This is a genomic window from Kribbella caucasensis, assembly GCF_004361855.1.
Lineage (GTDB): Bacteria > Actinomycetota > Actinomycetes > Propionibacteriales > Kribbellaceae > Kribbella > Kribbella caucasensis.
Genome location: NZ_SNWQ01000003.1, coordinates 463,989 through 481,347 on the forward strand (window position 1 = coordinate 463,989; position 17,359 = coordinate 481,347).

The following is a 17,359-nucleotide window of genomic DNA, read 5'->3' on the forward strand; positions in this document are numbered from 1 at the left end:
GCCTCGGTCAGAGCCTCGTCCCGTTGGGTAGCGTCGCTGCGGCATTCATCGGGCCCGCGGCACTACTCTTCCTCGCCGCAACCCTGACGACACTCGCCGTCGGTCGGGACGACGGATCAAGCCGGTACCAACGCGGATCTAGGCGCCGTGACGCCGACGGACCGCTCACGCCTACGACGCGTTGGGCAGTGAGTACTGGAGGACATAATCGAGGTGTTCGTTCATTGCGGCGGCCGCGGCCTCGGGTTCGGAAGACTCGATGGCGGCGACGATGGCGATGTGCTGGCGGATGGTCTTCTTGGCGACATCGCTGGTGACGTCGAGGAACTGAGCCGGATGAGTGGCGTCGTGAACCGCAGCGATGAACGCCCCGAGGAGGCGGTTGCCCGATGCGTAGCCGATCGCGGTGTGAAATCGCAGGTCGTACTCGGGAATGTCGGGGTCGTCGATCGTGGTCCTCTTCTGCTGCTCGATGACAGACCTCATTTTCGCGATGTCCGCGTCGCTCCGGTTGCGAGCAGCCCACTGTGCAGCAGGAATCTCCAGGACCCTGCGGACAGCCGTGATCTCTGCGATGTCCAGCGCGCCGATCCGGACGATGGTGTCCATCGACTCGCTCAGCATCTGGCTCAGCGAGTCCGGTGTCACAGAGTTGACGAAGCTGCCGCCTGCGACGCCGGGGACCTTGCGGATCAGGCCGGCGCTCACCAGCGCGCCGAGGGCTTCACGCACCGTCGGCCGGCTGACTCCGAACTGCTGAGCGAGCTCGGTCTCAGGAGGGAGCTTGTCGCCCTGCCCGAAATGGCCGTCAAGAATCGCCTCGCGGAGCTGCTGCTCCACCTGGTCCCGAGGGCGCGTGACCTGGCGGGCCTTGAACTTGTTGTCGCTGCCTGTGGGCATCTCTGGCTCCTGTCGGACGGCAGCGCGTCACCGTCTCCGGTGCGCGGACACCTGCTGGTCAATTGTCCTACAATATACACCCATCGGGGCGTGCTCCGTGGCGATATACCAGGGTGCGGCGTACCACGACTGACAGCTTCCGAGCGTCGTCACTGCCTTCACCGCCGTCCGTCGACGACGGCTCAGGGGCAACCGACTGCAGAAGAACAGACAGAAATTGCTGCAGTCAGACAGTAGTCTGACTGACACTTCCGGGTTAGGTTCTCGTCCGCCCCGTCCCGCACGCGACCAAGCCGGTGACCGGCATCGCGGATCCACACGTCGAGTTCGCGAACGCCGTGGAGTTCGGTCTGGGCGGCCCCACACCGCCTGGAGCGACGACCACCGGGACGTACGCGGAACGCCAGGCGACCGGATACGGCGTCGTCGGCGGCGAGTTGCTCCTCCCGGCGATGTCCGCCCGCGACTCCGGCGAGACCTACAGCACCCCGGCGGTCTGCCTCTCGTATGGCGTCGGCCTGGACGACCGTCGGTGGTACGGCTGATCGGCGCGGCAGGTGGCAGTGGGGAGACGGCACTAGCCAGGACCGCATACACGGGCCTGGGCACCGGTGCTGATGGGCGCCACCCACTGGCACCCCGCGATGGCGTCCGTTGCCTTCGGCAACGAAATCGACCCGCTCGACGGTTAGGTCGTCACCCGGCTATTCGAGCAGCCTCTGAGCTGGTGGCTGGGGAATGACGATGGATGGGACCGGAGCCGTCGGTAAGGGACAGGCCGGTGCCCTGGTTGGCATGAGCAATGATCTCTGCGGCGATAGCTAAAGCGGTCTCTTGAGGCGTACGGGCGCCGAGGTCGAGGCCGATGGGGGAGTGCAGGTTCGCCAACTGGTGGGTGGGCACGCCGGCTTCGCGCAGGCGTTGCAGCCGATCGTCGTGGGTGCGTCGTGAGCCCATCGCCCCCACGTAGCCGACCGGAAGGCGGAGGGCGAGGCGGAGGAGGGGGATGTCGAACTTGGCGTCGTGGGTCAGGACGCAGATCGCGGTGCGTGCGTCCACTTCGGTGTTGGCCAGATACCGGTGGGGCCAGTCGCGGACGACCTCGTCCGCGTGTGGGAAGCGTGTGGGGGTGGCGAAGACGGGCCGGGCGTCGCAGACGGTGACGTGGTACCCGAGGAAGCGTCCGGCCTGGCTGAGTGCGTCGGCGAAGTCGACGGCGCCGAAGATCAGCATGCGGGGCCGCGAGGCACTGGCGTGGACGAGGATCGATAGCCTGTCCGGACAGGAGTCGGCGTCGCCGCCGACCTCGACCCGAGCGGTCTGGCCTGCTCGAAGCAGGCCGCTCGCCCGGGCCGCCACGATCCCGTCCTCGACCTCGCCGCCCAGGGTGCCGCGGTGCTCGCCGTCGTGGGGGACATAGATGGTGCGGCCGAGAACTTCTTCGGGGCCGTCCACGACGTGCGCGATGGCACCTGGGCGGCCCCGCGCCAGCTCATCGAGGGCCAGGGCCAGGTGCGGCTGAATCGCGGGATCGATGCGCTGCACCAGGATTTCGATCTCGCCGCCGCAGGTCAGGCCGATGGCGATGCCCTCGTCGTCGGCGTATCCGAACGACGCTCGTACGGCGGTTCGGCCGGACTCCAGGATCTCCTGGCACAGGTCGTAGACGGCTCCCTCGACGCATCCGCCGGAGACGCTGCCGACCGCGGCGCCCTCGCTGCTCACGGCCAGCGAGGTGCCCGGTGGCAGGGGTGCGCTTCCGTTGACCTGCACGATGGTGGCGAGGGCGAAAGGGCGCGACTCACGGCACCACTGGAGCAGGGTGTCAACGATGTTCAGCATTGCGGTTCATCCCTGAGCGTGTTCAGAGCAGGGCCTCCGCGGTGATGGGGAGCTCGCGGATCCGGCGTCCAGTCGCGTGGAAGACCGCGTTGGCGACGGCGGCCGCGACGCCGATCATCACGAGTTCGCCGAGGCCTTTGACACCGATCGGGTCGGCCTCGGCGTCGTGGCCGTCGAGGTAGATCGCCCGCAGTTGGGTGATGTCGGCGTTGACCGGGACCAGGTAGTCGGCGAGGTTGGCGTTCACGATCCTGCCGTCGCGGTGGTCGGTCACGGTGTGTTCGAGCAGCGCGGTGCCGATGCCGCCGACCATTCCGCCGATCGCCTGGCTGTCGGCCAGCTTGGGATTGATGATGCGGCCGGCGTCGTACACGCCGAGCATCCGGCGGAGACGGACCAGTCCGAGCTGGCGGTCGACGGCGACCTCGGCGAAGACCGCGCTGTAGGCGTGCAGCGAGAAGCGGTCCTGCGCTGGCCGCTCGAAGCTTCCGAGCGCTTCGAGGTGGGTGCGGTTGTTGCGGGACAGCAGGCGCTGGTAGGTCTCGCCCCGCCTTGGGTTGTTCGTCACGTGCAGGCGGCCGTCGGTGGCGACGATGTTGCCGGGGGCAACGCCGTACAGGGGTGATCGCCCGTCGGCGACGGCGAGTTGGATCGCGAGCTGCCGCACCTGGAGGGCGCCGTCCTGGACGGCGGAGCCGACGCTGGCCATCGTCTGGGAGCCGCCGTGCGGGGGGACCCGTGGCATCGTGGAGTCCCCGAGCCGGAAGTCCACGTCCGGCATGGCCAGGCCGAGGGAATCGGCCGCGACCTGGGTCATCGAGGTGTAGGTGCCCGGGCCCATGTCGCTGGTAGCCGCTTGGACCACGGCGGTGCCGTCGGCGTCGAGCCGGACGTGGGCCAGTGCGTTGTTGCGGCTGGTGTCATAGACGCCGGTGGCCATGCCGGTGCCGATCAGCCAGTCGCCCTCGCGGGTGGATCGAGGCTTCGGGTTGCGCCGCTGCCAGCCGAACTCGCGGGCGCCGACGGTGTAGCACTCGCGCAGCCGCCGGGTGGAGAACGGCAGGCCGCTCGACTGGTCGTTCGCGGGTTCGTTGCGCCGGCGCAGCTCGAGGGGATCCAGGTTCAGCTCGTGGGCGAGCTCGTCGATTGCGGACTCGAGCGCGAAGGAGGTCGTGGCCCAGCCGGGGCCGCGCATCCAGATGGGGGTGTTGACGTCCAGCGGGACCGTCCGGTACTGCTGGCTGACATTCGCCGTGGTGTAGAGCATCTGGCCGGCGCCCATGATGCCCTCGGTGAACGTCTCGTAGGACGACGTCTCGGCTCTGACGTCGTGCGTCATCGCGGTCAGGCGGCCGCTCCGGTCGCTGCCGAGGCGGACGCCGTACTCGTACGCGGGCCGGAAGCCGGTGCCGAAGTACATCTGCCTGCGGGACAGCACCACCTTCACCGGGCGCCCGAGCTCGCGGGCGGCGATTGCGGCGACGACCACGTGCGGCCAGCACCGCAGGCCACTGCCGAACCCACCGCCGACGTACGGCGAGATGACGCGAACCGACGCCGCCGGCAGGCCGAACACGGCGGCGAGCTCGATCTGCGTGCCGGGCACCCATTGGGTCTTGTCCCACACGGTGAGCCGAAGGCCGTTCCAGCGGGCGATCGTCGCGTGCGGCTCCATCGGGTTGTGATGGTTGCGGGCGGTCCGGTACGTCATGGCCAGCTTGACGGCCGCGGACTGCAGAGCCGCTTCGGCGTCGCCCCGCTCGTACGTCATCGGGTCGTCGGCGGGTGCCGATGTCAGGTCGGTGGAAGGCTGCTCGGCGTCGTAGCGAACGTCGACGAGCCTCGCGCCGTGCTGTGCGGCCTCCAGCGTGGTGGCCACCACGACAGCCACTGGCTGGCCGAAGAACTGGACCCGGTCGTCCTGGAAGGCGCGCAAACGGTCGCCCGGCGGATTGTTCGAATTCGCATAACCCGGGTTGGGGTTGTACGGCAGCCGGGGAGCGTTGAGGTGGCTGATCACCCGCAGTACGCCGGGATGGGCCTGGGCGGCCCGGGTGTCGATGCCGGTGATGCGTCCGCGGCCGACAGTGCTGTCGACGATCGCGCCGTACACGGTCCCTTCGATGACATGGTCGGCGGCGTACGGCGCCTTGCCCGTCACCTTGAGTCGTCCCTCCACCCGGGAGTGTGGCGACCCGATGGCTGGCGGCCGGCTCATGCGGTCCCTCCTAAAGTGCTCAGTTGGCGTTCGATGGTGCGTTTCAGCAGGTCGACCTTGAACCCGTTGTGCTCGAGGGGCCGGGCGCCTTCGGCTGCCAGTTCCGCGGCTTCGGTCCACAGCTGCGGTGACGGTCGTTTGCCGACCAGGTGGCGTTCCACCGCGGGCAACTTCCACGGCACGGTGCCCACGCCGCCGGCAGCGATCTTCGCCTGCTGGATGACGCGGCCGCGGACGTGCAGGGCGACTGCCGCTGAGACCAGGGCGAACTCGTAGCTCTGCCGGTCGCGGACCTTCAGGTAGCCCGAGGCCAGCGGGCGGGGATGAGCGGGGATCTCGACGGCGGTGATCAGCTCGCCCGGCCGCAGGGACTGCTCTCGTTCGGGAGTGGATCCCGGCCGGAGGTGGAAGTCGCCGAAGGCGATGGTGCGCGGGCCGTCCGGGCCGAGCACGTGCACGGTCGACTCCAGCGCAGCGAACGCGACGGCGACGTCTGAGGGGTGTGTCGCGACACAGTGATCGGAGGTGCCGAGAATCGCGTGGGTGCGGTTGTGGCCGTTGATCGCCGTACATCCCGAGCCCGGCTCGCGCTTGTTGCAGGCAGCCGTCACGTCGCGGAAGTACCCACACCGGGTGCGCTGCATGATGTTGCCGCCGATGCTTGCCATGTTGCGCAACTGAGCCGAGGCACTCAGCTCCAGGGCCTGAGTGACGACGGGGTAGGCGGTCCGCAGAGCCGGATGGGCGGCGGCCTCGGCCATACTGACCAGCGCGCCGATGCGCAGACCCCCTTGTGGGGTGGCGCTGATCCTGCGCAGCGGAAGGTCGCTGATGTCGACCAGCGTGCCGGGACGTTCGACCGTCTCGCGCATCAGGTCGACCAAAGTGGTGCCGCCGGCGATGTAACGTCCGCCCCGCCGCCCGGCGGCGAGTGCGTCGTCGAGGTCGGCGACCTTCGTGTAGGAGAAGGGATACATGGAGCCGGCCTCAATTCCCGTGCGCGGCCTGCTGGACCGCCTTGACGATCTTCACGTAACAGCCGCAGCGGCAGATGTTCCCGCTCATCCACTCGCGGATCTCGCCCGGTGAACCGGTGTGGCCCTCTTCGATGCAGCCGACGCCCGACATGATCTGGCCAGGGGTGCAGTAGCCGCACTGGAACGCGTCCTGGTCGATGAAGGCTTGCTGCAGCGGGTGCAGTTCGTCCTCGCTCTGGGCGAGACCTTCGATCGTGGTGACCTCGGCACCTTCGAGGCGAACCGCCAGCGTCAGGCAGGCGTTCACACGGCGACCGTCGACCTGAACGGTGCAGGCTCCACAAGCGCCGGCGTCACAACCTTTCTTGGTCCCGGTCAGGTCGAGGTGCTCACGGAGCAGATCCAGCAGGGAAGTCCGGTTGTCAATCGTGACAGTCTGCCGTACGCCGTTGACGATCATCGAAACCTCGCCGCTCGTCGCCTCGGCGGCGGCTTCTACCGGATCAGCCTGAAGAACCTGGGTTCCTACAGCCAGACCCCCCGCGGCGATTCCGGTGGCGGCGATGAACGTACGCCTGGACGGCGCCAAGGACAGCTCGTGCTCGGGGGACGGGTGTGGATCAGGCTGTTCGTGGGGCATCGACACTCTCTCGATTCACTGGACGACTCGGGACGTCACTCGCCTGGTCCACCACTACTCAAGGGAACTCGCGAACGGCGCTTCCGATGACACACGGCGAGCCTAGGACCGCTCGATCGAGCCTGGGAGGTCGAGTTACTACCCCCGCTAGCAGCCCGAGTGGCAATACCGTGGTTGTCGTGGACAACCGAGCGGAGATCCGGGCCTTTCTGACCAGCCGGCGAGCGAAGATCAGCCCGAAACAGGCCGGCCTGCCCGCCGGCGGTGGGGTGCGACGTGTCCCGGGGCTGCGACGTGAGGAGGTGGCCGTTCTGGCAGGGGTGAGCACCGATTGGTATGTCCGGTTGGAGAAGGGGCACATCAGTGGTGTCTCCGAGGATGTGCTGGACGCGGTCGCCCGGGCGCTGCGATTGACCGAGGCTGAGCGAACCTACCTGTTCGACCTGGCCCGTGCGGCCAAGCCGGTAGGGCGTGCCGCGCGGCGACGCAGGCGTGCCGAGCTTCCTCCCAGTGTCCAGTGGATGCTGGACTCGATCACCTCGGCAGCCGCCCTGGTGCGCAACGGACGCATGGATCTCCTGGCCACGAACTCGCTGGGGCGTGCCCTGTACGCGCCGCTGTACGACGACGAACGCCGGCCGGTGAACATTGCCCGATTCCACTTCCTCGACCCCCGGGCGCACGACATGTACCCCGACTGGGACGGCGCGGCCCACACGATCGTCGCTCTGCTGCGCACCGACGCGGGTCGTAACCCGTACGACAAAGATCTGCGGGACCTCATCGGTGAGCTGTCGACGCTGAGCGAGGAGTTCCGGACGCTGTGGGCCGGCCACGACGTCCGGCTCCACTCAATCGGCATGAAGCAGTTCCACCACGTCGACGTCGGAACGCTCGACCTCGTCTTCCATTCGATGGAACTGCCGACCGACGACCGAAGCGCTCTGGACCTGACGATCTATACCGCGGAGCCGGGCTCACCGACCGAGGATGCGCTGAAGCTGCTCGCCAGTTGGGCCGCGACCCACGAAGAGCAGGCGGAAACCACTGACGAGCCGCATCGCTGATCCCGTTACTGCGGCGGGCGATGAGCGTAGGGGAGAGCTTCACCTCAGCTGACGGTTTGTGCCGATTGGCGATCCGGTCCGGCAACAGCCGTGCGGCCGCCTGCGTCAGAGTTGGACGGGATCCCGGCGCCGACACCGAGGATCCGGGCCGGCGGCGAGCACCCAGGCTTCGGGCCGTCGGCGCTGCCGACGGGCTACCTGGGCGCTCGACCCCAGGAATAGGTGCGGCGCCCGCGCGACCCCGAGGGGTACTCCGCTGGTACACCTCTCATCAGTGACTCCCGCACTCGCGCAGGTTCCGGTTTCCTGGGAGCGTGAAACCCACGGCTCGGCAAGTGACCCGCTTCGCGGCCGGCAGTGTCTTGCTGGCCGGGTCTCTGACGGGCTGCGCAGCGAACGCCGACTCGTCGGCAATCTCGCCTGGCGAGTCGGCACGTCCTCCGGCGCCGGCCTCTGCGGCGACGTGGGCGGTGATCGTCGCGACCGCTCGTGGAATGCAGGCGGATCGGTGCAAACTCGACCAACGGCCGACCGGATAGAGCTTGCCGTGGGCAACCCGGCAATTTCTCTGGAAAGGACACGTATGACCGCGTGGTCGCGGGAGCAGCTTGACCTCCTTGCGCGTGCCTCCGAACTGACAATCTCACCGCTTCGCCAGGACAAGGTTCGGTACGCGAGGCCGACGATCATCTGGTCGGTCGTGGTCGGCGACCAACTCGTGGCCCGCGCGTACACAGGCAGGACGGCGCGCTGGTACCGCACCGCGATGGCTCAGCGGATCGGCCGCATCCACGTCGCCGGTCACCACTTCAACGTGGAGTTCGCGCCCGTGGAACGCTCCAGCGACGCCGACGTGGACGCTGCCTACCGTGCGAAGTACGGGAATAGTTCGTACGTCGGACCGATGATCGCTGACGCCGCCCGCGCGGCGAGCGTGCGGATCACGCTGCGGGCGCAGGGAGCGTGACGGCGCCCGACGTGCAGGATGCCGTAGGCACGGACCGGGTGTTGCCGCGGCTGCCGGGTCGGGTGACCTTCGTTGTCGCGGCCGGGTCGTTGTTATGCGTCTTCGTGGCTGCGGGAAGCCCGATTTCGTTGTTCAACCTGTACCGGCACCATGGTCTGTCAGGTGCGGTGATCGCGTCCGCCGCGGTCTTGTACTTCGTCGCGGCGGCGTTCTCGTTGCTCGTTCTCGGCCGCCTGTCCGATCACCTCGGGCGACGCCCGGTCGCCATCGTCGCGGTGCTCAGCTCCGCCGCCGGCACCCTCCTGCTCACACAGGTCGATGGGCCGCAACCGCTCTTGTTGGGCCGGGTATTCCAAGGCCTCGCCTGCGGCGCAGCGTCCGGCACCCTCGGTGCGTTTGTCGTGGACACCGCTCCAGCGCGTCCACGCTGGCTGCCGGCACTAGTTGTCGGCAGCGCCCCGATGCTCGGCATCCCGGTCGGCGCCGTCGGTGCGGGAGTACTCGTCGAGTACGCTCCCGCGCCTCGTGTTCTCGCCTACCTGATCGTCTCCGCCGCACTCGTCCTCGGGGCCGCTTTGTTGCTCGCGGCACCGGAATCGATCAGGCGACGTCCTGGAGCCATCAGGTCCCTGCTGCCGCGCTTCGTCGTACCGGCTGGCTCCGGCCGGCTGATGTTCGCTGCCGGATCGGCGTACGTCGCGACGTGGGCGGTCGGCGGCTTCTTCCAGGCCTTTGGCCCGACCGTCGCCGAGCAACAGCTCGGATCCGCCAACGCGGTCGTCGCCGCCGCGGTGTTCGCCTCGATCATGATCCTCAACCCGCTCGGCGGCCCTCTCGGCGGCGGCCTGTCGCCGACCGCCGGTCTGCGCATCGGGATCGCCGCCTACTTGGCAGCCATCGCCGGCGTTCTCCTCGCCCTCGAGTTCTCGGCAACTGTCCCCTTCTTCCTGGCGGCCCTCCTTGCTGGCATTGCGCAGGGCGTCATCTCCACTGGCGGCAACCGAGCACTCCTGGCCGCCACGGATTCCGACGAACGTGCCGGTCTGCTCTCCACCCTCTTCCTGATCTCGTACTGCGGTGCCGCGCTGCCCGGCCTCGTCGCAGGCCAGGTCGCCGACCACCTCAGCGTCGTACAGATCGCACTCGGCTACGTCCTTCTGGGGTCCCTCGGATGCCTTGCTGCGTTCATCGGGGCTCCGCCGGGTCGGCGTCGAAGTCGGTGCTGCGGCTGAGGGTTTCCCAAGCGTCGACCTCGCCGCGGAGTGCGTCGAGTGTGGCGCGGAATCCGTCGGACGCGTCGTTGCCGAGCAGCAGCATGTACGGCGGATCGCCGGACTCCACGGCCTCGATGAGTGCCGCGGCGGCCCTGGCAGGATCGCCCGGCTGCGTCCCGTGCGTGGTGTCGTGCTCCTTGCGGCGTCTGCCAGCTGTGCCGGCGTAGTCGGCGATCGGTTCGGCGGACTGAGACAGCGAGCGTCCGGCGAAGTCGGTGCGGAACAAACCGGGCTCGACGACCATGGCAGTGATGCCGAGGGGCGCGACCTCCTTGCGCAGCGACAGGGTGAGTGCCTCGATCGCAGCCTTGGCGGCGGAGTAATAGCCGGACCCTTCGGGACAGACTCGCGCTCCCAGCGACGACAGGTTCACGATGGTGCCGGAGCGGCGGGCGCGCATGCCGGGCAGGACGGCCTTGATAGTACGAGCGGTGCCGAACACGTGGGTGTCGAACAGTTGATGGACGGCGCCGTCCTCGCCCTCCTCGACGGCCGCGCGGTACCCGTAGCCGGCGTTGTTCACCAGGACGTCGACGGCGCCGAAGTGGTCCTCGGCGGCGCGTACGGCTTCGGTGACCTGTTCATCCACGGTGACGTCGAGCGGGAGGGCCAGCGCGGTGTCCGGGTGCCTGACGGCGATCTCCTGTACCGTCGCGACGTCGCGGGCGGTGACGACGGCATTGTGTCCTTGGGCGAGCACGGTCTCGGCCAAGGCGCGGCCGAGCCCGGTGGAGCAGCCGGTGATCAACCAAGTGGACATGTGGTTCCTTTCCTGAACGGCCGCCGGGGTTCCTTCACTGCATAGCCCCTGAGGAGTTGGGGGTGGAAGCCGCTGTGATCTGGATGCGTGTTCCGTCGGGCAGATCGCGGAGAGCCTGCAGGTCGTACGTGAAACGCCCCATCCGCACCAGGCCGGGCCACCGGCCCACTCGCCCGTAGTACAGGACGAGCCCCTGCGATGGGGCGTAGTAGCCGATCTCCCCAGGCATGGGAGCATCGGCGCCCGGCACACCGCGGAGCGTCAGCGGCCGGGCCAGGCGCGCTACCTTCTCCACCTGGTTGAAGTCCTCGAAGACCAGGCTGAGTGGAAGCATTGCGGCGAGTTCGTGCGCCACCGGGTGGTCGAACAGTTCGCCTTTGGCGTTAGTCCCACCAATCACGACCTCAATGTCCATACGATCCCCTGGTTGTCTCCGGTCGGCATCAAATCGGCCAGGTCCAGCGTGAGCAGGAACAGGGCGCCGACACCGATGACGGTACGACGCGTCGCGGCCGGTTGGGATGCACTATCAGTACACGCTTCGATGGAGAACTCTCAGTGTTTCCCGGGTGTGTTCACTTGCTGTCGCCGGGCCGGGGTCGGGCGAGCGAGGCAACGGTCCGCTCGTCGGTGCGTGGCGGATGACCTCATTGGAGGTCGGGACCGAAGGAAATCTGCAACCGGTGCCGTACTCCGGCCAGATTGTCTTCACTAAGTCCGGCACGATTTCGGTGCAGGCCACGAACGCCGACCTCACCGCTGCGGGGCTCGCCGTACACGTTGAACGGGTACGAGGCGTTCTATGGGACCTTCGCTCTCGACCGCGCCCTGGACGTTCGGCGTGACCGTCGAGCCGTTATTGGTACGCAACCTCGTCGGCAGCGCCTGACGCGGGTCTTCGAAGTGTCGCGCGACACGCTGGTCCTCATCCCGACCGACCCGGCAGAAGGCTGGCGCGTCACCTACACGCGGATCTGATCAGAGAGGCCCCGCTCACACCGCGGCGCCTTTCACCGCATGCCGGATCGGCGCTGACCTCGGTGAGGGGTCTCGGCGACCTGCTTGCGGGACATGCTGGTTTCGCGGCGGAGGGCTCGGAGGGTGAGGCCCAGGTCTCGGCGGGCGGTGCTGCCGACGGTGGAGAGGGTGGTGCGGAGGGAGCGGCGGACGTGGGTTGGGTCGCGGAAGCCGCCGAGGGAATCGGGGAAGATCGGGTCGTCGAGGCGGATGCCGGCGGCGTGCCGTTTGCGGAGTGCTGCGGTGGCCCAGTCGGTTAGGCTGAGTACGCGCTGGCCGGCTTTGGACTTGGTGGTCTTGCGGAGAAGCCCTTCGCCTCTGACACGGACGATGGTGTGGGTGATATCGACGGTGCCTGCATCGAGGTCGACTTGGGACCAGAGAACAGCCATGGCTTCGCCGATGGGCACGCCGATGCGGATCTCGCCGAGGGCGGGGCGTAGGTGGTTCTTCATGGCGCGACGGTAGGTGTCCAGCGAGGTGGGGGAGCGTTTCCCGTCGGCGACCAGTCCCTCGAATCTCTTCTCCCAGAGGTCCAGCAGGTGGTTGATCTTTTGCATCGCAGTGAGCTCGCCAGACTGACTGGTGTTGGCACGATCCTGGAACTTCTCGAGCAGGGCGGCCCCTACGCTCCCGACGACCTTCGCGCCGGCTCGCCGGGCCCGAACAAGCTATGACCGCACCAAACCTCCCGCTCAAGGTGCCCTGCCAGTACACCTCATGACAGGAACTCCCTGGCTCCAGCGAGATGAGGTGTGCTGGATGACGACCACCTCAAGCCCTCTCGAAAGTATCGACTCCACATGCGCTTCATGACGATCACCGCAGCACTGACTCGCACCAGCGCCCGTCGCATCAGGCTGGCGACCGCGTCCCTCGTCTCCGCGACCCTGCTCATCCTGGTTTCCCCGGGTACCGCGCAGGCGCATCACGGGTGGGACGACTTTGACACCGACCGCCTCTACTACGTTGCGGGAACGGTCTCGGAGGTCCGCTGGGGTGAGCCGCACTCCTTCTTCACGGTGACCCTTGACGACGATCTGCCTGCTGACACCCCGGAGCGGCAGTTGCCTGAGGAGTTGCAGGCTCCCGAGGACAGCGGCCCGATCAACGTGGCCCCGTCGTACAGCGGCGCCCATGACGCGCTTGAGGTCGTCATCGCCCCGCCGAGTTTCACGGGACCGTGGGGTCTGGACCGCCCGCTGCGCGACGGCGAGCAGATCGAGCTCGTCGGCTACATCGGTGAGAGCCACGACGACGAGTTCCGTCCGGTCGCGTTCTGGTACGAGAACGGCCGACCAGTGAACCAGGTGCTCGGCAGTGAACTGCCGGCGACGCCGCTGCCCGTCCCGTATCCCGAGGGCGGCAGCCGATCCCCTGCTGCCGACGACGATGCCCCGGCCAGCGCCACCGGGCCCGGCACGTCGGCGGCCGTCGTGTGGGCCACGCTCGGCGTCGCGCTCCTTGCCGTTCTCGCGGGTGGGGCAGTCTTCCTGCGGTCACGTTCGCGCCGGGGATGAGGGCGCTCGTCATGGGCGAGGTGTTCGCATGGCTGGAGGACAGCGCGTTCTCCGAGGCGATCCGTGGTACGGCGTACCTGTATCCAATCCTCGAGAGCATCCACATCATCGGCATCGCGCTCTTGGTCGGCCCGGCCGTGGTCTTCGATCTCCGGCTGCTGGGGCTGGGCCGGCAGGCGCTGCGGGTGACGACCGCGGCGAACTGGCTCCTCCCTCTGTCGCATGTCGGCTTCATGATCGCGGCGGGCACCGGCGTCGCGATGTTCCTGCCCGGGGCGAGTGTCATCGCCGACCGCGGCAGCGCTCCGTGGAAGCTCGGCCTCATCCTGCTTGCAGGGCTGAACATCCTGATCTTCCATCGACACACCTACCGGGGTGTCGCTCGCTGGGATGTGGGCCGGTCGACGCCCGTCGCCGCCCGGTTCGCCGCGGTCGTCTCGCTGATGTCGTGGTCAGGTGTCACGGTCGCGGGCAGGCTCCTGGCCTACACCTGACTGCCGCGGTCCTCCCTGACCGTTGGGCGGTGACCGGATACGGCTGCACCCTGGCAGCGTTCAATCCATCCCGCCCTGATCAAGGGATCCTCACGTGAAGGCGGCTACCGCTCCATGAACTTGATGTCGGAGGAGCTGTTCGGGCCGGCCGTTTCGATCCGGCGTTTCAGCGATCTCGACCGGGCGATCGCCGAGGCGAACGAGACGCCGTACGGGCTCGCGGCCGGAATCTTCACCGCCGATGTCGGCATAATGCTCGACGCCGCGGAGCTGCTGCGGGTCGGCACCGTGCACATCAACGAGGCCTCGAGCAACCGGGTCGATCTGATGCCGTTCGGCGGCGTCAAGGCCAGCGGCGAGGGCAAGGAAGGGCCCGCCTACGCGATCACCGAGATGACCGAGGAGCGCCTGATCACTATCGGGCGTCATTGGGAACCGGAACCGGTCAGCGGAATACCACGTGACGACCGGTTCCGACAGTCGTTCATGGTCTTGTTCTCGTATCCGGGACTTATAGCTGGACTTATTACAAGGCGTTGACAAAGGGGTGGTGAGGCGGGAGAGTTTGGGGCAGTCGTGGTCGTGGGGCTTCCCCCGGCCGAGGTTCAAGCTCGAGAGGAACGAGCCCATGAAGAGGATCCGCTGGGTCGCTGCCGCTGTGGCGGCGGCGATGACCGTTTCACTCGCGGCGTGCAGTTCGGGAGGGGGCGAAGCGGCGTCGCCGGCGGGTCCCGGGAAGCTCACGGTCTGGGTCATGGGCGACAGCTCGGCGCACTTCGACGAGCTGGTCAAACCCTTCACGGAGGAGACGGGCACGGCGGTCGAGACCGTTCCGATTCCGTGGGACAGTGTCGATCAGAAGTTCACCACGGCGGTCGCCTCGGGCAACGGGCCGGATGTGCTGCAGATCGGGGTCTCGAAGCTGCGTACGTTCGCGGACAGCGGCGCGCTCCTGCCGCTGGACGACGAGACGTTGGCGAACCACAAGAACCTTGCGTCGTCGAACTTCCTGGACGGTGTCGCGGGTGACGCGACCGCGGTCGACGGCAAGGTGGTGTCGCTGCCGTGGGTGTCGGACACGCGGGTGCTGTTCTACCGCACCGACATCCTGTCCGCCGCCGGTGTCGCCGGTCCGCCCGCGACCTGGGACGAGTTGCGCGCCGACGCGAAGAAACTGTCCGGCCGAGGCGCCGGCAAGTTCGGGTTCCACGTTCCTCAGTGGGACAGCGCCCTGCCGGTGACCATGACCAGGAACTTCGGCGGGGACATCGTCGGGAGTGACGGGAAGATCAACTTCGGTACGCCGGAGTTCGAGAAGGCTGTCGACCTCTACACGGGGCTGTACTCCGACAAGAGCGTCCCGACGAACAGCGACTTCGACCAGGTCCAAGGCTTCGTCTCGGGCGTCACGCCGATGCTCGTGAGCGGCCCGTACCTCGCTGCCGCGATCAAGCAGGCGGCTCCGCAACTGGACGGCAAGTGGATCGTCGCCCCGATGCCGAAGGCAGTCACCGGTACCTCGCTGCTCGCCGGTTCGAACCTTGGTATCTGGAAGTCGACCAAGAACAAGGATGCCGCGCTCCAGTTGCTCGACTTCCTCTCCAGGCCGGACACGCAGGTCAAATGGTTCGGGCTCGACGGTCAGCTGCCGACAGTGAAGGCCGCGCTCGCAGACCCCAAGCTCAGCTCCGACCCGCTCGCCGCGGTGTACTCGAAACAGCTGATGGACTCGAAACTCCTCCCGCTGGTACCGAACTGGGACGGTGAGACCGGCAAGGCCCTTCTCGATGCGCTGAACGCCATCGCACTGACCGGCGCGGATCGCGGGCAGACCCTGCAGAAGCTGTTCGGCGCCACCGGAAACTCCTCCATCAACTGACCGCTCGCCGGGCCGGCCGCGTATCGGCCCGGCGACAGGAGCATCCCGTCATGAAGACACGACTGATCCCGTTCGCTTTCGTCGTCCCCGCCATGCTTCCGCTGATCGCCTTCGGCGTCCTGCCGATCGGCGTCGCCCTGGTCGTCAGCTTCACCGACATGAATCTTGCCGGCCTCGGCGACTGGTCACAGATCGAGTTCGTCGGGTCGGCCAATTACTCCCGCTTGTTCGCGGACGCCGCCTTCTGGCAGGCGCTGGCCAACACTGCGGTGTTTGCTGGTCTCGGCGTACCAGCCGTCATTGTGCTGTCGCTGGTGATCGCGCTCGGGCTCAACCGTGGTCAGGGTCGTTTCTACCGGGCGCTGCGCTCGTTCTATTTCGTTCCGGCCATTACCGGCATCGTCGCAGTCGCGCTCGTCTGGGGTTACCTGTACAACACCCAGTTCGGGTTGTTCAATTATCTGCTCTCGCTCGCCGGGCTGCCCGCCGTACCGTGGTTGTCAGATCCGGGTGTCGTCAAGTTTTCGGTGGTTCTCGTCGCGGTCTGGCGTGGGCTCGGGCTCAACGTCATCATCTTCCTGGCTGCGCTCCAGGGTGTGCCCAAGGAGTACCTCGAGGCGGCCGCGATCGACGGCGCCTCAGAGCTTCGCCGGACCGTCTCGATCGTCATCCCGCTGCTGCGCGTCGCGATCTTCTTCGTGACCGTGACGACGGTCATCGCCTGGCTGCAGTTCTTCGACGAGCCCTTCGTCCTGACCAAGGGTGGACCGCTGGGCGCATCGACATCGATCTCGCTTTTCCTGTATCAGAAGGGCTTTGCGGCCAGCCAGTTCGGTTACGCGAGCGCGGGTTCCGTCGTGCTGTTCGCGCTCATCGCCGCTGTCACCGTGATCCAGTTGCGTGTCAGGAGAACCGATGCTGACTGATATTCCAGTGCAGACTCCACGGAAGCCGTTGCCGCCTCCGGCGCCGGAGGTGAGACGCTCCGCTCGCCGAAAGGGGAGCGCACTTGTCGGGACGCTGCTTCTGGCAGGTGCACTGCTGATCGCGTTCCCGTTCCTGTGGATGGTGTTCGCCTCGGTCAAGCCGCGCAGCGAATCGGTGGCCTACCCACCGGCGTTGCTGCCGAAGAGACCGACGTTCGACTTCTACGTCGAGCTGTTCGTGCGGCTCGACTTCGGGCGGTACCTGCTCAACACACTCCTCATCGTCGTCATCTGCATGTTCGGCCTGCTGGCGATGGCGGCGGCGGGGTACGGGTTCGCCAAGTTCAGGTTCCGCGGCCGGAGCGCTCTGTTCTTCCTGGTGCTGGTGACGATGATGATCCCGGGTCAGGTGACGATGATCCCCAGCTACCTGATCCTGGACGGGATGCACCTGACCAACACGATCCCCGGAATCGCGCTGCCGATGCTGGTCTCCGGGTTCAGCATCTTCTTGTTCCGGCAGTTCATGACCACGATTCCGAACGAGGTCATCGAGGCTGCCCGGATCGACGGTGCCGGAGAATGGCGGATCTTCGCCCGGATCATCCTGCCGATGTCGCGGCCGATCCTCGCCGTGCAGGTGGTGCTGACCTTCATCGCCGGCTGGAACGCGTTCCTCTGGCCGTTGATCATCGCCAACGACCCGAACCTCTACACCCTGTCGGTCGGGCTGTCGCTGCTCAACCAGCAGCTTGCGACCAATCCGTCGCTGCAGATGGCCGCCTCGACTCTGATGATCGTCCCGATCCTGGTCGTGTTCGTCGTTTTCCAGCGCCACATCGTGCAGGGTTTCGCCCTGTCCGGGCTCAAGTAAGGAC

General features: G+C 67.3%; 18 protein-coding genes. 10 read left to right on the forward strand and 8 right to left on the reverse strand.

What is annotated here, in order from left to right:
• Positions 1-171: 171 nt before the first annotated feature.
• Positions 172-900 carry a FadR/GntR family transcriptional regulator gene (locus tag EV643_RS09435; RefSeq protein ID WP_133799597.1) on the reverse strand — a complete coding sequence of 243 codons (729 nt, stop codon included), beginning with the start codon at positions 898-900 and terminating at the stop codon, positions 172-174.
• 296 nt (positions 901-1,196) lie between these two features.
• Between EV643_RS09435 and EV643_RS09440 the strand changes: the two genes are divergently transcribed.
• Positions 1,197-1,445, forward strand: coding sequence for a hypothetical protein (locus tag EV643_RS09440; protein ID WP_133799598.1), 249 nt, complete (start codon positions 1,197-1,199; stop codon positions 1,443-1,445).
• A 151-nt stretch (positions 1,446-1,596) separates the two neighbouring features.
• On the opposite strand, the gene EV643_RS09445 is transcribed toward EV643_RS09440, so the two are convergent.
• Genes EV643_RS09445 through EV643_RS09460 form a run of 4 tightly spaced genes read right to left on the reverse strand, consistent with a single transcriptional unit; the run spans position 1,597 to position 6,577 of the window.
• On the reverse strand, positions 1,597-2,742 hold the full coding sequence (locus tag EV643_RS09445; RefSeq protein WP_133799599.1) for an XdhC family protein: 1,146 nt from the start codon (positions 2,740-2,742) through the stop codon (positions 1,597-1,599).
• 22 nt (positions 2,743-2,764) lie between these two features.
• A complete protein-coding gene (locus EV643_RS09450) occupies positions 2,765-4,960 on the reverse strand; it encodes a xanthine dehydrogenase family protein molybdopterin-binding subunit (RefSeq protein WP_133799600.1) in 2,196 nt (731 codons plus the stop codon).
• Complete coding sequence (locus EV643_RS09455; protein ID WP_133799601.1) at positions 4,957-5,937, reverse strand: FAD binding domain-containing protein; 981 nt, start codon at positions 5,935-5,937, stop codon at positions 4,957-4,959. Before EV643_RS09455 ends, EV643_RS09450 begins: the two co-directional genes overlap by 4 nt.
• A 10-nt stretch (positions 5,938-5,947) precedes the next feature.
• Entirely contained in the window at positions 5,948-6,577 is a 630-nt protein-coding gene (locus EV643_RS09460) for a (2Fe-2S)-binding protein (RefSeq protein ID WP_133799602.1), read from the reverse strand.
• Between the two features lie 179 nt (positions 6,578-6,756).
• Here EV643_RS09460 and EV643_RS09465 point away from each other — a divergent pair, with 179 nt between their 5' ends.
• From EV643_RS09465 to EV643_RS09475, 3 genes are all read left to right on the forward strand, one after another.
• Positions 6,757-7,644 (forward strand): helix-turn-helix transcriptional regulator, encoded by an 888-nt coding sequence (locus tag EV643_RS09465; RefSeq protein ID WP_202869469.1) that lies wholly within the window; start codon positions 6,757-6,759, stop codon positions 7,642-7,644.
• Between the two features lie 274 nt (positions 7,645-7,918).
• Entirely contained in the window at positions 7,919-8,611 is a 693-nt protein-coding gene (locus tag EV643_RS44770; RefSeq protein ID WP_202869470.1) for a DUF2255 family protein, read from the forward strand.
• Positions 8,608-9,843 carry an MFS transporter gene (locus EV643_RS09475; RefSeq protein WP_133799604.1) on the forward strand — a complete coding sequence of 412 codons (1,236 nt, stop codon included), beginning with the start codon at positions 8,608-8,610 and terminating at the stop codon, positions 9,841-9,843. The genes EV643_RS44770 and EV643_RS09475 overlap by 4 nt, the downstream gene beginning before the upstream one ends.
• Here EV643_RS09475 and EV643_RS09480 read toward each other — a convergent pair.
• From EV643_RS09480 to EV643_RS09490, 3 genes are all read right to left on the reverse strand, one after another.
• Complete coding sequence (locus EV643_RS09480; protein ID WP_133799605.1) at positions 9,797-10,645, reverse strand: oxidoreductase; 849 nt, start codon at positions 10,643-10,645, stop codon at positions 9,797-9,799. The two genes, EV643_RS09475 and EV643_RS09480, sit on opposite strands and share 47 nt — an antisense overlap.
• A 34-nt stretch (positions 10,646-10,679) precedes the next feature.
• Positions 10,680-11,045, reverse strand: coding sequence for a cyclophilin-like fold protein (locus tag EV643_RS09485; protein WP_238165469.1), 366 nt, complete (start codon positions 11,043-11,045; stop codon positions 10,680-10,682).
• 610 nt (positions 11,046-11,655) lie between these two features.
• Positions 11,656-12,222, reverse strand: a complete 567-nt coding sequence (locus tag EV643_RS09490; protein ID WP_133799607.1) for a site-specific integrase — start codon at positions 12,220-12,222, stop codon at positions 11,656-11,658.
• A 243-nt stretch (positions 12,223-12,465) separates the two neighbouring features.
• On the opposite strand from EV643_RS09490, the gene EV643_RS09495 reads away from it, so the two are divergent.
• The 6 genes from EV643_RS09495 (at position 12,466) to EV643_RS09520 (ending at position 17,355) form a co-directional block, all read left to right on the forward strand.
• The gene (locus EV643_RS09495) at positions 12,466-13,182 is read left to right on the forward strand and encodes a DUF6152 family protein (RefSeq protein ID WP_202869471.1); all 717 of its coding nucleotides are present in this window, start codon (positions 12,466-12,468) and stop codon (positions 13,180-13,182) included.
• A gap of 11 nt (positions 13,183-13,193) precedes the next feature.
• Positions 13,194-13,676 (forward strand): hypothetical protein, encoded by a 483-nt coding sequence (locus tag EV643_RS09500; RefSeq protein ID WP_133799608.1) that lies wholly within the window; start codon positions 13,194-13,196, stop codon positions 13,674-13,676.
• Between the two features lie 114 nt (positions 13,677-13,790).
• Positions 13,791-14,216 (forward strand): aldehyde dehydrogenase family protein, encoded by a 426-nt coding sequence (locus EV643_RS09505; RefSeq protein ID WP_133799609.1) that lies wholly within the window; start codon positions 13,791-13,793, stop codon positions 14,214-14,216.
• Between the two features lie 88 nt (positions 14,217-14,304).
• Positions 14,305-15,555: an extracellular solute-binding protein gene (locus EV643_RS09510; RefSeq protein WP_202869473.1), complete on the forward strand. Its 1,251-nt coding sequence runs from the start codon at positions 14,305-14,307 to the stop codon at positions 15,553-15,555.
• A gap of 50 nt (positions 15,556-15,605) precedes the next feature.
• Complete coding sequence (locus tag EV643_RS09515) at positions 15,606-16,481, forward strand: carbohydrate ABC transporter permease (RefSeq protein ID WP_133799610.1); 876 nt, start codon at positions 15,606-15,608, stop codon at positions 16,479-16,481.
• Entirely contained in the window at positions 16,471-17,355 is an 885-nt protein-coding gene (locus EV643_RS09520; protein ID WP_133799611.1) for a carbohydrate ABC transporter permease, read from the forward strand. The genes EV643_RS09515 and EV643_RS09520 overlap by 11 nt, the downstream gene beginning before the upstream one ends.
• Positions 17,356-17,359: the final 4 nt, after the last annotated feature.